Raw genomic sequence first — 13,889 nt, forward strand, 5'->3', positions numbered from 1 at the left:
AGCGCAACCCGGATTGACTGCCACAAATAGCGGACAAGATTAAAAAATGCAAAATGCGCCAATAAATCTGCGGCCAACCCAAAGGCTAGCTCAGTCGCTATTGTTTACAGCAAAGAGGAGTTAAGGTCGCGCCAGAATTAGGCGCGAAAGAAAGGGGGACGTAATGGAGGGGGTGTATTCAAACTCAGCAGCACTTGCAGGGTAGCTGCATTTTGCACAGAGCGCAGCGGCGCTATCATTGTGATGTCTGCCGCCAAAGGCACCGCTGAAGTGCACGTATTGCAGTGGCTACCTTGGCTTTTTTTACTATCCGCCGAGTGATGATCCTTCACTTTCGAGTCATCGACACTACCGTGATGATCAGAACTCACAATCATTTCATTGTGATAATTCGAGTGAGTATCTTCCGCCGACGGAAATTCCTTCGCCGCAGCCACACTCAGTGACAGCGCGAATGAAATCAATATCAAAAGAAAAGTGCGGAAAATTTGCACGTTAACTCACAAATAGCGGATAGACGAAGTGTAGATGAATCAGCGCAATAAAATCAACTGTAGCAGAACGCATATCGGCCACGTACTGGCAGCTGTCTTCATAAACATAACTACCAATAAAGATCGCTCAGCGACTCAAAACAACAGGCACCCCTGAATCAGCTGGGTCAGGCACTATCTTTAAACTCAAACAAATCTTGGATTTCGCAGCAAAAATACCGGCAAAGCTCATCCAGAACCTGCAGCTCAATCCTTTCAGCCGTTTCGTAGTACAGCCGAGTGAGCGTTCCGCGATTTATGCCCGTGTCACGTGCGACATCGCTGATCTTTAATTTACGTTCGCCCATGATTCGAGATAAGTGGCATTTAACCATTTTACCCTCTAAAAGATGTAAATAATCTACAGGAGATCAAAAATAACTTGAAAAATGCAAAAAGAAGCACATAATGATCTTCAGGGGGTCATTTTACTTTTCGCAAGGCCTAAATGATCTCATGAGTTTACATTATCCTTGAGGAGATTCCCATGTCGAGCCATATAAAAGAAGCACAATCAACTTTGGTAACAAGCACCCAGCCTTGCACAAGTGATGCGACGCCAAGCCAAATTGGTGCATTTTTAATCAAACACAGTGACGCTTTTATGAATTTACAGAAAGTGCCTTCACCATCATCGTCCATGGAACACACTTCAGGTCATTATTTTATCGAAGAAATCATACAAGGCCGCCACAAAAATGGAGAAGAATCAATCGCGCTTGTTCTCACCAATTTCATTACGAAAAAAATTGCAATTATTGATAGTAAAAAAATTAGAGAAATAGAAAGAGCTACACAACTAGAACCGCTTTATTTCAGGCTTAGAAAAATAGATAAAAACACTTACAAAGTGGTAAAAATAAAAAAAACGACAGAACAAGTCCCATTCCCACCGGAAAAATTAAGCGCTGATGTTTTAAAACAATTTGGTATCTATGACAAACGTAGCAGCCAGTTAATTAAGTTAATCAACAAAATTAATCATCCAGAATTGGAGCAGTTCGTATCAATCGTGCTGTCCAATCCATTAATTGCAACCCCTTTCTTCAATTGCAAGGCCAGCTGGTCATTCCACCATTCCGTACCAGGAGGACTTTTAAAGCATAGCTTGGAGGTCGCCGAAATGGTATTTGCCTGGCCAGGCATGGATACAACGGAAAGAGCGATAGCGACGGTCGCAGCACTCTTGCACGACATTGGAAAAATCAGAACATTTGGCCCCGATGGATCAACCTATTCTCGCCTAATACAGCACGATGCATTAACGCTTGAAGTCCTAGCAAATGGCCTCCACTGGCTTGATGGCGTCGACAAGGAAATTGCACTTGCACTGCGCCACCTATTCACAGCCGCGTCCCCTGGCGCACGGTATGGTAAGCCAGCCATGATGCGAATTGCCTACTTGATTCACTTTGCCGACCGCTGGAGTAGCGAGACCGATCTACAAGATATGGCAACGCCGACAAAAAATGGATTCAAAAGTTGGAAAGGAAACGATTTTTGGTCGCCTCAGGATAATGATCAATAAACGATGTATCGCTATAAATTAAAAACCATGTAAATCCTTGCCGAAATTAATATTTTTGGCAAGGAAACCTTCCAGAAATTCATCAAAAAAATCTCATAGGACAAGTAAAGTAATAAATAAACACAAACAACATTACAAAAAACTTCAAAAAACTTCAAAAAACTTCAACTTAGTTTGAGGTTATAAAAAATCATAACGAGAACTTTACCGAATAGATTAATTAAAAAAATTAGTCATGTTGCATTATGGATACACCGCATAAAAATACATCATTAATTGAAACATTCCTTGTCAACACAAAAAAATTCATACACGAAAACAATCACTTTACGGCAACTTAAATAAAAATTAAAAATATAAAAAAACAAAGGAGGTTGTATGGAAAGGCGATTGGTTAGGGTTGCACAATTGACGGGGAAAGGCGGAATTCTTGGTATTAGTCGATCAACATTATTGCGAATGATTGCACGAGGAGAGTTTCCTGCTCCGATGAAAATTGGATTTATAATCGCATGGGATATTACTGACGTTAATAATTGGATCGACCAGCATAAAATTGAGTTGTGATTTCTCAATCATGAGCAATAGAATGCAACGTTGCCGCTAATGTGTAGCGGCAACGTTGTAAACTGACGAAAATAGTGCATTCATGCGTATAGCGTTAGTCGCTATAAACACCGAGCAGTCCCACTCACCATGATATATACATTGCTACAAAATAGACGTAGTATTTTTGACGGCTTAATTATCAACTCGGCAAAGATTTAACTTGATCTTATTTTGATAAATACCGATCCGTTTTTTCGCCCGTTCAATCACATCGCTAAAATGCAAGATTTCAAAATAAGTTTCACCTAGCTGGCTCCGGGTATAGGGATCGAGAAGCGGATTCGAGTAAAACCAGCCCTGTCCAACAGGAAATGGAGTCCATCCATTTAGCCGCAAAGGATTGACCGTGTCACCAATCAGATATCCATAGAATTTTTTGAGCTTTCCACCCGATTTAGCCGCGAGAAGATGGGCATACTCTGAAAGGTCACCGATATGCTCATCCATGGAAACGCCTGGTGCTTTGAATTCGACGATAATTGCCGATCCTTCCTTGCTGAAGAGGGCAATATCAGGTCGTTTCCCTCCATTATCAGCCGCTCTTTTGGCTAGTAACTTTTGCAACTCCTGATCGATATCGCTTTCGAATACTTTTTCGCCATTATCCCAAGAAATATTCGCAAGCGGCATGTCCGAGGCAATATAGTCATAATAGTGATATTCCTCGCTCAAAAGCCACATGTCATGATCTGCAACCTCGGTGCAGTCCTTGCGCATAGGAAAGAAAATGCTGTGTATGATCCGTTCGTCTTTACGACGGCTCCCAGTAGGCACCGTTTTTTGCATCGTGAGGCTTTTGCTGCAAGCCAATCCGAGTATATCGACAATCGCAGCGCGACGAACTATGAGCTGTGACAGATTGGCCATGTCAAAACTCTTCAGCGATGCCGTGTATTTCCACGACAACTCATTGACCTTTTCCCGGAACTCTTCCGAGTCAGGTTCTGCCCTGATGATTTCTTCTTTCAGATTGAAGATAGCCACAGTTTCATTGATAACACGTTCCTGGTACTTCTTCAGTACGCGTTCGGCAACAGCTTGCGCTGATTCTCCATATACAATGCGCGTCGCTGTATCCTGAAGCATGGCCTCGTTAACCCCAAATTGATCAGTAATTTCCTTGAGTACAAGCTCTTTGTTCCAGTCTGCGGGTACAACCAACTCGTCAATCACAGGATCGATCGCTTCGTAAATCGTGGCATAGGACAGCTTTTCTGAGGAAAAAAAGTCGCCGCTTGAAATTTCCGCTGGAATACTGTCGAAGTTGTCGCGCTGCTCGTTGACGCGCGGATCTAAATAGTCACTTTCGATTAGGACAATATGGTGAAAGCCACCAACCGGATTGTTCTGTTCCTGCCGAGTTCGCAGATATCGGGCTGTAATGTCCACCACAGGGGACGATTTCGCACAAAACGCTACAGCATTCTTCGGGAGGTCATACTGCTCGGCATTGAGTTTGTAATGGGAAAGTTTAAAGCGCTGGTGAGAGCCAAGCCCTTCGCCTGTGTCAGGATCGCGCTCTTCAATATCAACCATGCGTTCGGTGGTGATAGTCGGCAAGTCAGTGCTTTTAATAAAGTCTTGTTGCACGCCATTTTTCCTGTGGCGTGTGATAAAACTGATCTCGAAATCGCCAAGACGGGAATCAAGACCAATTAACCGTTGTAGGAAGGTAATGAGCACCTGTTTTTTGAGAATAGGTGCAGAGAAAAACTCACTCAGAGTATTCCCTCGAAAAATTCGTTCGCGTATGGAATCCTTAAGGCCGTTCAGCCTGATGAGGGTCCCAACTTCGTTTGTGCTTCCTTGGCTTGCGATGAAATCACCTGCCTCAATCTGCTTCGTCGGCTCAGTGTAAAGTAGCTCACGCTTAGTGGCCTCGCTTCCGTTACGAGAGGTGCTACTGATCGAAAGGGTCGAAAAGTAATGAAAAAACTGGACTCGACCTGCTCCCTTGCATTTGCCGATCCCTGAAATAGGAAGATCATCCTTGTAGGAGGTGTCTTTAGTCAGAAATGCTTTAAGTTGATCCTCACCAAAGCCGCAGCCATTATCTTTGCAGGAAACGGTCATCACTTCTAAATCGCCAAGCAGGTCTGCATGCGAAAAATCTATCTCGATTTCAACGCGCATACTGGGAGTAGAAGGATCGTTGTGCTTTCGAATAAGGAAAGCATCTATGGCGTTGGAAACCAGCTCTTCGAAAACGACATAAGGATTCGAGCTTAGTTTAGTATTTTTTATACTTCCTCTGATATCGAGTGTCATTTTCGTTTAGATTTAAATACTCAATAAGATGAACAGCAATTATTTCTGGTTACTCAACGTATGGCAAGCCACGCCTGTGCAAACCTTTGGATTTGCTCAGAGAACGGTGGATAAAGTAAGGTTTTGAATATCGATCTGGACTTGTAGATAAAGCCACCATTTATCGTCGACACCATAAAAGTCTGCAGACCAGATAGGAGATTGCGATTTCCTTCTTGGAATCGCCGATATAAGTGCAGACACAGATTTGATCGAGGCTAGCTCTGATAACCACCAAGTTTTCTCTAGCCGTTCAGATGTGGGGTGTACATGTGGGGCATTGAAACGCAGAAAAGCAAAAAGCCCTTGAATATCAAGGGCTTTTTGCTTTGTCTTGGTGCCGACGGCAGGAATCGAACTCGCGACCCCCTGATTACAAGTCAGGTGCTCTACCAACTGAGCTACATCGGCTAAGAGCTGCGCATTCTACCAGAGAAAAAATTATGCGCAAGCCCCCGTTGCAACTTTTCTGCAAGCAAGCGGTCTGATTTGTTTTTCAAGCCCAGTGCCGCAATGTCCCTCCACTTAGTCCACGCCCGATCTGACGTTAAAAAACCTCGCAGTCATGCAAACCGTTGTCAACAGTACTGGTTCAACTGGACAAGGCTGACAAGCGGGGTAGAATCACGGCTCAAGCAGTTTTCCAAGGTTCGCGCACCGGAGAAAGTATGAGCCGCGACATGAAGTCAAGCCGCCCTAGCGGCCGTTCAAATCATTCAAGCAGTACAAAATCGGGGAGTGGTTCTTTGTGGACCGGCCTGCTGGTTGGCCTGTTTATCGGGATTGCGATTGCTGTTGCCGTTGCTATTTTTCTTAACTACAGCGGTAATCCGTTTAATAAAGAGCGCGCTACCCCAGCCGAAATGCTGGCCAGCGGCCCGGAAACGGCAACTAGCGCGCCAGAAATACTGCAGCCGGGCAATGGCAAAGATGCCGTGCCGGTGATCACTGTGCCACCGGTTGCCAGCAAACCGGAGGCAGCCAACGCCAGCGACGATCGCTTTGATTTTTACAAAATGCTGCCTGAAGCAAGCGAAAGCGCCAACACGGCCGCCAAAGAGCCCGTCGCCAGCCCGCGCCCCAAACCAAGCGCATCGGCAGCCCCTGCTGCCAGCGCGGCACCAGCCAAACCGGGCCTGTTGCAAGTGGGCGCATTCCAGAATGAAAATGATGCCGACAATCTGAAAGCCAAACTGGCACTGCTGGGGATTGAATCGCGTATTCAAACCACCGAATTGCCAGAAAAAGGCATCTGGCATCGCGTCCGCGTTGGCCCTTTTCACGAACAGGCCGATCTGGATCGCACCCGCAATCTGTTAAAAAACAATGGTATCGATAGTACGGTGATCAAAAACTGAGTTTTTGCTCACGCCCTGCACGTTTGTGTTCAAGCCTAACCGGAGCCGATGATGTTGAAACACTGGATTAAAACTATTGTTGTAAGTGCCACCCTGCTCGCGGCTGCGGGCGCGCAAGCCTTTACCGAAGGCAAAGAATACAAGGCGCTGGCCAAGCCACAGCCTGTGGCTGTCGCAGGCAAGCAGGAAGTGATCGAATTTTTCTGGTACGGCTGCCCGCACTGCTTCGCGGTTGAACCAGTCGTTGAAGCCTGGGAAGCCAAGCTACCAAAGAACGTGAATTTCCGCCGTGTGCATGTGATGTGGGATGGCCGCAATGATATGGAAGGCCACGCCCGGATTTTCCTGGCACTGGAAGGCATGGGGCTGACCAAAAAACACCAGATGGCGGTATTCAAAGCCATTCAGCAAGACCGCATCGAGCTGCGTAAAGAAGACGTGCTGTTCGACTGGGTGAAAAAGCAAGGGCTGGATCTGGCCAAATTCAAAACCAACTACAATGGCTTTTCCACAAAAATGCAGTTGAACAAGCTATCGGAAATGACGCGCAATTACGCGGTTGATGGTGTACCGATGTTTATCGTCAATGGCAAATGGGTAACCAGCCCGTCGATGGTGGGCCGTGAAGATGGCACCATTACCAAGGTGATTGACAGCTTGCTGAGCAAAAGCGCTGGCGCGAAAAATAAGCAGAGCAAATAGCCTGCACACCAAAGCCACCGCGAGCGGTGGCTTTTTTTGCGCCTTTAACCCTCGACTCACACTTCGCGGTAAAGCTTTTTATCGGCTGATTTCATTTTTTCGTATTCGCTGCGCAAAATACAAACCAGCTCGTTTTCGCCAATGCCACGCACCGAGATTTCGCGGGTGATGATGTGGTCAGTGAAAAAACTGGTGGTTCTGTCGTCTTCCAGATCAAACCCCCGCCGATTGAAAGCAAAACCGATTCCGGGCAACTTTTGCAGGCGAGCCGCCATATTGACGCAAGAGCCCACATAGTCGTTGCCCTCGCCCACTGAATACACAGTCCCACGTGCCACGCCGCAGCGCAGGCGGCTTGGCGGCTCTGCCACGCGGGATTTCAGCGTGGGCAGAAACTCATGTTGATACTTCTTGCAGATACTCCAGGTGCTAGCAATCACATTGCGCATCGCAGCCTGCGATAGCCCCTTGCTGGACCAGATCACCAGCAAGCCATCGCCCATGAATTTGGTGAAAAACGGCAAGGGACACCAGAGCGCGACGCCTTCGTCCTCGTCTTTCTGCTTCATTTCATTGCGCAGCTCGGCCATCAGCCAGCTTAGAAACGGGTGCAAAAAGCTGGGCACCGACAAATGCGGGTCAATCTGATTGCAAAACTGGGTAAAGCCTTCCAGATCAAACACTGCAGCAATCGCATCGACGGCTTTGGATTCGCGCGTCAGATCACCCAGCCCCAGCATCGACGCATTAAAGCGGTCAAAGGTTTGGTGACGGAGCAATTTGCGACGCTGCCCGTCAATCTCGACCCGGACATAATCGGTACTACGCGGCTTGAAAGTGGGCATGATTGCGCTGCAAGTGGTCTTGGGATGATTAAGATACTAATGCCAGCCAAGGATAATAATGCCAATAGGGGTAATCGCGAAAGCTTTACCTTACAACTGCGCACGCACCACGCCGCGCCGATGGCTACGGGCAAAATACAGCTAGTGGTATATCCATCAAGGCTAATCTTAGCAAGCGCTCTGTGGATATACCCCTGTTAAATACATCAATGCCAGATCAGGTCTTCGTCGATCGGCACCAGATCGCTCAGGTACTCGTCGGTTTTCTCACCTTTGGGCCAGCAGACGCGGGCGCGATTGCCTTCTACTTTCAAAACACGGCCATCGAAACGTTCGCCGCCAAAATGATCGATCCGGTTCACACGGGCATTCACCGGAACATGAACCGCATTGCCCGACCAGCGTTCAATCAGTGATGAAATCAACATTAACATGATTCACTCCTTGGTAATTGTGTAGTTGTTATCGCTATTTTATGCGCAATTACTACGTAGTTCAATTACATTTTGTGTGAATAATGTACATGTCGTATGCCGCCAGCATCAGCTTAAAGTGGTGGGCTGGCCAGCTACGTTCAGCAGACCTTAACGGCGCATTTTGGCGTCCAGCTCTTCCACCTTGGCGCGCGCCCATGGCGTGCGGCGCAGAAATTTCAGGCTGGATTTGATTGAAGGCTCATTGAAAAAGCATTGCAGCGGAATCTGTTTGTGCAGGCCTTTCCAGCCAAAATGCTCGACCAGATCGGTGAGCATTTGCTCCAGCGTTACGCCATGCTGGGGGTTGTTTTTCTGTTGCGTCATACTGCGGTCTCCTTGCCGGGGCTGGCTTTGCAGCAAGCCAGCCCGATTGATTCCGGCAGTATAAGACCTAAGCGTCGATAGAGGTTAGGCAGCGTTAAGGGCTGCCTATGCTTGCAGGTGCCAATCTCTACTTAGCGCATTGCGCACACATCGCCGCGTTGCACGGCCTTGACCAGCACACTGCTGTCATACATACCCTGCGCCGGGGCGGCTTCAAGGTAAGCGGTGCTGTGAAGCGGGGCGCTCTTTAGCCATTGCGGCACGCCCAGATCGCGGCGGACGTGGCCGTTACCGGCGATCAGCACAACATCGCGACCAGTGCTTTTCATCGATTCGAGCATCACTTCGGCCATCACCACATCGCGGGCAATCTGCGCGCGCGCCATGCCGGGCAGCAGACTTTCCGGCAACTGATTGCAATGCCCGCTGCGCACCGCTTCAATCTGCCCAGCCAGCAGTGCTGCGGGGATGTGCTCCAGCTGATAGCGCTCAATCAGCTCAGGTTTAAGCGCGGCGGCAAAGCCGGTTTTCACAATTTTGCTCGCATCGGCGCGCGACAAATTGGCCGCCAACAGCGGCAACTGGTATTGCTGCGCCAGCGCCAGCAGCGGCGCGTAATACGACCATTCCCAGCGCTTGCTGCCTTGCGCGGCGTCGATGATGCAGCGGGTATCGCTGCCGCAGCGGCTTTGCGCAGCGCTCAGCTGCGGCTGAAATTCGTAGTCAAATTGCTCCAGCGCAATGGCTGGCCGCCAGCCAGCCGCTACTTTGGCGCGCAAATCGGCAACGCGCTGCTGATGGCCTTCAGCGTTGTCGTGCACTTCGCCCAGCAATACATAGCGTGGCTGCTGGGTCACGCTGGCGCAACCCGATAAAAGCACAAGGCCAGCTAGGCTGCAGATCAGTAGTTTCATGGTGTTTCCTGCAATAAAAATAAATTCTGCCCCACTCAATTCCGGCCTTAATGTGCAGGCCAGCGCTCACCGCGCAGATTTTCGGCGATCCGCCATAACACGCCGCTGGGGTCGATCAGCACAAAATCACGCTGCCCCCACGGCTGATCTTGCGGTGGCACCAGCCGTACGCCGTACTGCATGGCCAGCGCTTGCGCCCTTTCCCACCACGGCGCAATGTGCTCGACCAGCAAATGCTGCATGCTGTTGCTGGCCCAGTCGGCAACGTAATAGTTTTGCAGAAAGAAGGCGCAGTCGCCGTGCTGCAAGCGCGCCAGCTCGTCGCTGCGAAAAACCAGCTCAAAACCCAGCGCCTGATAAAACTGCAAACACAGTTCGTAATCTTGCGCGGGGATAAACGTACACAGTTCCAGACTTTTCATCATTCAAGCAAACAGCACCAATGGCCGCTCCGGGTGTTGGGGGTGGACAATCACCTGACTATCCAGCTGATAAGTTTGCCGCAAATAGCCGCTTTGCAATACCTCGGCAGGTATGCCCTGCGCAATCAACTGCCCTGCGGCCAGCAGCACGATACGGGTGCAATAGGTAGCGGCCAGATTGACATCATGCAAGACCACGGCCACGCCCAGCTGCTCCTGTTTCGCCAGCATGGCCGCTGCGCCCAGCAAGCTGTGCTGATGGCGCGGATCGAGGCTGGCCGTGGGTTCGTCGAGCAATAAATACCGCGCTTCACCGGGATTTCGCGCGATCAGCGCCTGCACCAGTACACGGGCAAATTGCACGCGCTGCTGCTCGCCGCCGGATAATTCGGGGTAGCGGCGCTCGGCCAGATGCGCCACCTCGGCGCGTTGCAGCGCAGCCTTGATGGCGCTGGCCACGTCGCGTTCCGCTAACTCGGGAAAAGGATAAGCGCCCATCGCAACGACTTCGCGCACTGCCAGATTAAACGCCAGAGCGGCTTGCTGCGGCAGCACGGTGCGGCGACGAGCCAGCGCGCCGACCTTCATGCTGCTAATCGGCACGCCATCGAGCAGCACCTGACCCGCATCCGCTGGCAGCTCGCCAGAGAGCAAATTAAGCAGCGTTGATTTACCCGCGCCATTCGCGCCCAGAATACCCAGCACTTCGCCCGGATACAGCTGACAGCTGATGCGATCCAGAATCAGCTTATTGCGTCGGCTCAGGCTCACGCTGTCGAGCGCCAAGCCATGCCTTGTGTGATCATTGGTATTCATACCGGCCGCCCTTTCAGTAGCAAGTACAGAAAAAACGGCCCGCCAATCAGGCTGGTTACAATGCCAATCGGCAGCTCGGCGGGCATCACCACGATGCGAGCCAGCCAATCGGCCGCCAGCAATGCGCAAGCGCCGCCGAGGATGGCTGCGGGCAGCAGGCTGCGATGATCAGCGCCCAGCACCATACGCACCAGATGCGGCACCACCAGACCAATAAAGCCAATCCCTCCCGTCGCCGCCACCAGTGGCCCCACCAGCAGCGCCATCAGCACAATCAGCTGGCGGCGCAGCGCCTTGATCGGAAAACCCAGATGCAGCGCTTCGCGCTCACCCAGCAGCAAGGCATTGAGCCCACGCCAGTAACGCAGGGCCAGCAGCGACAAACCCAGCAACCACGGCGCAAGCCACGCCAGCAGCGACCAGCGCGCGCCGGCGAGCGAGCCCATATTCCAGAAAGTCAGCGTACGCAATTGCGTATCGTCGGCCAGATAAGTAAACAGCCCGATCAGGCTAAAACAGATCGCATTGATTGCCACACCGGCCAGCAGCAAACCGGCCACACCGGGATAACGGCGACCCAGGTGATACGCACACACCGTCGTAATCAGGCTGCCGATAAACGCCGCCGGGGCGAGCAGTAAAAAGCTGCCACCACCCAGCACAATCACCCCCACCGCGCCCAGCGCACCGCCGGACACCATGCCCACCAGCGCAGGCTCGGCCAGCGGATTGCGAAACAGCGCCTGCGCCAGCACACCAGTCAGCGCCAGCACACCGCCAGCCAGAATGGCAAACAGCGCACGGGGCAAACGCACCTCAAGCAACACCGACTGCCACAATTGCATTTCCAGATTGTCAGCAGGTATCTCGCCAAAGACCAATTGTGGCATTGCCTGCAGAGGAATACCCACAGCACCTTGACTCAGCGACAAGAGCAGCAAAACCAGCAGCACCAGCGCAAGCACCAGCACGGCGCGCAGCGGCGTGAGCAGGCGCAAGCCGGGCGAAGCCAGCGTCAGCGTAGCGCCACTCATTGCCCACGCCCCAACTGGCTGACCCGCGCTGGACGCGGCGCGCGCTGCAGCTGGGCAATCGCCTCCGGCAGGCGCGGGCCAAAGCCGAGCAGCAGCAAATCATCCAGCACCAGCACCTTGCCCTGACGCACTGCTGGCGTGGTGGCTACGCCCGGCAAGGCCAGCACTTTCTCCATTCCGCCCAGCGCAGCCACCGACATGGTGGTGGTGATCAGATACTGCGGCTTGAGCAGCGCAATGCCCTCCAGCGACAAGGGTTTGTAGCCTTTTTGCCCAGCCAGCACATTATGAAAGCCCGCCAGCCGCACCGTGGCATCGGCCGCCGTCTCGCGCCCCGCGCCTTCGGGCGCGCCGCCACGGCTAAACAGCACCAGCGCATTCGGGCGCGCTGCTGCGGGCTTGTTGGCCAGCAGTTTCAACTGTGCGCGCAATTGCGCCACCTTGGCGCGACCATCATCGCGCAGCTGCAAAGCCCCCGCCACGCCGTAGATTCTTTGCTCCAGCGCATCCAGCGTTGCCGCGCTCGACAGTACCACCACGCGCTTGCCCAGGCTGCGCAGCTGCGCAATTGCTTCGGGCGGCCCGGCCTGATCGCTGGCCAGAATCAGATCAGGCTTGAGCGAGAGCACGCCTTCAACCGAAAAGCTACGGTAGTAACCCACTTTCGGAATACTGGCCGTCGCTGCCGGATAAACGCTGGACTGATCAACGCCAACCAGACGGCTTTGCGCGTCAAAGGCATACACAATCTCGGTCAAAGCACCGCCAAGCACGACAACGCGCTGCGGCGCAGCCGCATTGGCCCAGTGCGATAGCAGCATAAAGACTGCGGTTAACAATATTCTCACGGTAGTTCCACGGTGAAATAAATGAGAAGGGAATATTCGGTGCGCAAGCTTGCAGCTTGCACACCCTACGCTTTTATTCGGCCTGCAGCGCCGGGCACACGCTGGCCAGCGGCGTGGTGCATAGGCTTTCCATCAAGGCGCGCCAGGCTTTGTCTTCCGGAATGCCCGGTTTGCGCACGCCAAAGAATTGCACGATCAGCTCGTCATTGGCCGCGTACAGCTCCAGCGAGGTCACCCAGCCATCGCTGGTCGGCTTATTGACAACCCAGCTGCTGGCCACGGCGGCGGTATCCAGGTGCAGGTTGAAATCGGCGTCGAGCACATTGAACCAAGGGCCGGTGCGCAGCAGCTTGCTGACCGTGCCTGAATGAATCTGCACCACGCCACGGCTGCTGACAAAGCACATGATGGGCAGTTGCTGTTCGGCGGCGGCGTTCAACATGGTTTCAACCGCATCGGCGGCAACCACTTGCGCCAGATCGCTACCGGCGGCTTCGAGTGCGCCCAAGCGTTGTACATTCGCACGGCGCAACAGCGGGAAAAAGCCATGCGTGTCAGTCAAGGCCAGCCACGCTTCGCGCAGCGCTTGCGGATCGGCAGCGTGGCGCGCTGCGGTGTCGGCCGGATAAGACTCGAGCGCCAGCGGTGCAATCTCGTCCGCCTGATACTGCGCCAGGTATTGCTCCCAATAGCTTGTATTACTTGACTCAGTGAGATATACCTTATGAACTGCTACGCCGTCGGCGGCGAAAAACTGAATACTGCGACGCTCGCCCTCGATCACGGCAAAGGCGCTGCGCCAGTAATTAAAAAACAGCCGCAAGTCGATGTCTTTGCCCAAAACCAGCCCGATGGCTTTTTCGGCTTCGACTTCTTCGTACTCGCCGTGGCGCTCATGCACGCAAAAATCATTGCGCGTCAGCACCATTACGCGGCCAAAGCCTGGCAGGGCGCGGAATAATTCCTGCGGCGTCCCCGTCAGCTGCACGCTGCTCACGCCACACTGCGCAGCAACCAGCTCGGCCTCGCTCACCTGCAGGCGGCGCGCCACTTCGCGGGCGCGCAGTTTGGGAGATTCAGCACATAAAGCCTGATAAGCCGCGTGCAGATGCTGGCGCTGCTCGGCATGATTGATTGCGTTCATGGTTTGTCCTTGCTTGGTGTTGCAACAGC

The 13,889-nt window shown here is 52.2% G+C and carries 16 protein-coding genes and 1 tRNA gene; 4 read left to right on the top strand and 13 right to left on the bottom strand.

The annotated features are described in order from the left end of the window. Positions 1-137 precede the first annotated feature (137 nt). Both ABHF33_RS07390 and ABHF33_RS07395 read right to left on the bottom strand, forming a co-directional pair. Complete coding sequence (locus ABHF33_RS07390; protein ID WP_348946351.1) at positions 138-494, bottom strand: DUF2946 family protein; 357 nt, start codon at positions 492-494, stop codon at positions 138-140. A gap of 167 nt (positions 495-661) precedes the next feature. Continuing rightward, positions 662-868 (bottom strand): helix-turn-helix domain-containing protein, encoded by a 207-nt coding sequence (locus tag ABHF33_RS07395; protein ID WP_348946352.1) that lies wholly within the window; start codon positions 866-868, stop codon positions 662-664. Positions 869-1,020: 152 nt separating this feature from the next. Between ABHF33_RS07395 and ABHF33_RS07400 the strand changes: the two genes are divergently transcribed. Further along, positions 1,021-2,061, top strand: coding sequence for an HD domain-containing protein (locus ABHF33_RS07400; protein WP_348946353.1), 1,041 nt, complete (start codon positions 1,021-1,023; stop codon positions 2,059-2,061). A 378-nt stretch (positions 2,062-2,439) separates the two neighbouring features. Then, positions 2,440-2,628: a helix-turn-helix transcriptional regulator gene (locus ABHF33_RS16990; RefSeq protein WP_432803967.1), complete on the top strand. Its 189-nt coding sequence runs from the start codon at positions 2,440-2,442 to the stop codon at positions 2,626-2,628. A 174-nt stretch (positions 2,629-2,802) separates the two neighbouring features. Here the strand turns inward: ABHF33_RS16990 and ABHF33_RS07405 are convergent, their stop codons facing one another. Next, positions 2,803-4,938, bottom strand: a complete 2,136-nt coding sequence (locus ABHF33_RS07405) for a hypothetical protein (RefSeq protein WP_348946354.1) — start codon at positions 4,936-4,938, stop codon at positions 2,803-2,805. Positions 4,939-5,312: 374 nt separating this feature from the next. Beyond that, positions 5,313-5,388: transfer RNA gene (locus ABHF33_RS07410), tRNA-Thr, on the bottom strand. 257 nt (positions 5,389-5,645) lie between these two features. On the opposite strand from ABHF33_RS07410, the gene ABHF33_RS07415 reads away from it, so the two are divergent. Then, a complete protein-coding gene (locus ABHF33_RS07415) occupies positions 5,646-6,335 on the top strand; it encodes an SPOR domain-containing protein (protein WP_348946355.1) in 690 nt (229 codons plus the stop codon). 48 nt (positions 6,336-6,383) lie between these two features. Beyond that, a complete protein-coding gene (locus ABHF33_RS07420) occupies positions 6,384-7,037 on the top strand; it encodes a thiol:disulfide interchange protein DsbA/DsbL (RefSeq protein WP_348946356.1) in 654 nt (217 codons plus the stop codon). Positions 7,038-7,093: 56 nt separating this feature from the next. On the opposite strand, the gene ABHF33_RS07425 is transcribed toward ABHF33_RS07420, so the two are convergent. The 9 genes from ABHF33_RS07425 to ABHF33_RS07465 all read right to left on the bottom strand — a co-directional run bounded on the left by ABHF33_RS07425 (position 7,094) and on the right by ABHF33_RS07465 (position 13,860). Then, positions 7,094-7,882, bottom strand: a complete 789-nt coding sequence (locus tag ABHF33_RS07425; RefSeq protein WP_348946357.1) for a hypothetical protein — start codon at positions 7,880-7,882, stop codon at positions 7,094-7,096. Between the two features lie 206 nt (positions 7,883-8,088). Further along, positions 8,089-8,316: a hypothetical protein gene (locus ABHF33_RS07430; protein ID WP_348946358.1), complete on the bottom strand. Its 228-nt coding sequence runs from the start codon at positions 8,314-8,316 to the stop codon at positions 8,089-8,091. 150 nt (positions 8,317-8,466) lie between these two features. After that, the gene (locus ABHF33_RS07435) at positions 8,467-8,682 is read right to left on the bottom strand and encodes a VF530 family DNA-binding protein (protein WP_157315021.1); all 216 of its coding nucleotides are present in this window, start codon (positions 8,680-8,682) and stop codon (positions 8,467-8,469) included. Between the two features lie 131 nt (positions 8,683-8,813). Further along, positions 8,814-9,596: a ChaN family lipoprotein gene (locus ABHF33_RS07440; RefSeq protein ID WP_348946359.1), complete on the bottom strand. Its 783-nt coding sequence runs from the start codon at positions 9,594-9,596 to the stop codon at positions 8,814-8,816. 47 nt (positions 9,597-9,643) lie between these two features. Then, positions 9,644-10,021 (bottom strand): VOC family protein, encoded by a 378-nt coding sequence (locus tag ABHF33_RS07445; protein ID WP_348946360.1) that lies wholly within the window; start codon positions 10,019-10,021, stop codon positions 9,644-9,646. After that, positions 10,022-10,834, bottom strand: coding sequence for a heme ABC transporter ATP-binding protein (locus tag ABHF33_RS07450; RefSeq protein ID WP_348946361.1), 813 nt, complete (start codon positions 10,832-10,834; stop codon positions 10,022-10,024). Further along, the gene (locus ABHF33_RS07455) at positions 10,831-11,868 is read right to left on the bottom strand and encodes a FecCD family ABC transporter permease (RefSeq protein WP_348946362.1); all 1,038 of its coding nucleotides are present in this window, start codon (positions 11,866-11,868) and stop codon (positions 10,831-10,833) included. Before ABHF33_RS07455 ends, ABHF33_RS07450 begins: the two co-directional genes overlap by 4 nt. After that, a complete protein-coding gene (locus tag ABHF33_RS07460) occupies positions 11,865-12,716 on the bottom strand; it encodes a heme/hemin ABC transporter substrate-binding protein (protein ID WP_348946363.1) in 852 nt (283 codons plus the stop codon). The genes ABHF33_RS07455 and ABHF33_RS07460 overlap by 4 nt, the downstream gene beginning before the upstream one ends. 73 nt (positions 12,717-12,789) lie before the next feature. Then, positions 12,790-13,860, bottom strand: a complete 1,071-nt coding sequence (locus ABHF33_RS07465; RefSeq protein WP_348946364.1) for a hemin-degrading factor — start codon at positions 13,858-13,860, stop codon at positions 12,790-12,792. Between the last annotated feature and the right edge of the window lie 29 nt (positions 13,861-13,889).

The organism is Chitinibacter sp. FCG-7, from assembly GCF_040047665.1.
In the GTDB taxonomy this organism is placed as follows: Bacteria; Pseudomonadota; Gammaproteobacteria; order Burkholderiales; family Chitinibacteraceae; genus Chitinibacter; species Chitinibacter mangrovi.

Excerpts from the sequence above, each read along its gene's own strand:
- ABHF33_RS07405 (WP_348946354.1), bottom strand. The coding sequence starts at position 4,938 with ATGACACTCGATATCAGAGGAAGTATAAAAAATACTAAACTAAGCTCG.
- ABHF33_RS07455 (WP_348946362.1), bottom strand. The coding sequence starts at position 11,868 with ATGAGTGGCGCTACGCTGACGCTGGCTTCGCCCGGCTTGCGCCTGCTC.
- ABHF33_RS07445 (WP_348946360.1), bottom strand. The coding sequence starts at position 10,021 with ATGATGAAAAGTCTGGAACTGTGTACGTTTATCCCCGCGCAAGATTAC.
- ABHF33_RS07430 (WP_348946358.1), bottom strand. The coding sequence starts at position 8,316 with ATGTTAATGTTGATTTCATCACTGATTGAACGCTGGTCGGGCAATGCG.
- ABHF33_RS07465 (WP_348946364.1), bottom strand. The coding sequence starts at position 13,860 with ATGAACGCAATCAATCATGCCGAGCAGCGCCAGCATCTGCACGCGGCT.
- ABHF33_RS07425 (WP_348946357.1), bottom strand. The coding sequence starts at position 7,882 with ATGCCCACTTTCAAGCCGCGTAGTACCGATTATGTCCGGGTCGAGATT.
- ABHF33_RS07440 (WP_348946359.1), bottom strand. The coding sequence starts at position 9,596 with ATGAAACTACTGATCTGCAGCCTAGCTGGCCTTGTGCTTTTATCGGGT.
- ABHF33_RS07450 (WP_348946361.1), bottom strand. The coding sequence starts at position 10,834 with ATGAATACCAATGATCACACAAGGCATGGCTTGGCGCTCGACAGCGTG.
- ABHF33_RS07415 (WP_348946355.1), top strand. The coding sequence starts at position 5,646 with ATGAGCCGCGACATGAAGTCAAGCCGCCCTAGCGGCCGTTCAAATCAT.
- ABHF33_RS07395 (WP_348946352.1), bottom strand. The coding sequence starts at position 868 with ATGGTTAAATGCCACTTATCTCGAATCATGGGCGAACGTAAATTAAAG.
- ABHF33_RS07400 (WP_348946353.1), top strand. The coding sequence starts at position 1,021 with ATGTCGAGCCATATAAAAGAAGCACAATCAACTTTGGTAACAAGCACC.
- ABHF33_RS07420 (WP_348946356.1), top strand. The coding sequence starts at position 6,384 with ATGATGTTGAAACACTGGATTAAAACTATTGTTGTAAGTGCCACCCTG.
- ABHF33_RS07435 (WP_157315021.1), bottom strand. The coding sequence starts at position 8,682 with ATGACGCAACAGAAAAACAACCCCCAGCATGGCGTAACGCTGGAGCAA.
- ABHF33_RS16990 (WP_432803967.1), top strand. The coding sequence starts at position 2,440 with ATGGAAAGGCGATTGGTTAGGGTTGCACAATTGACGGGGAAAGGCGGA.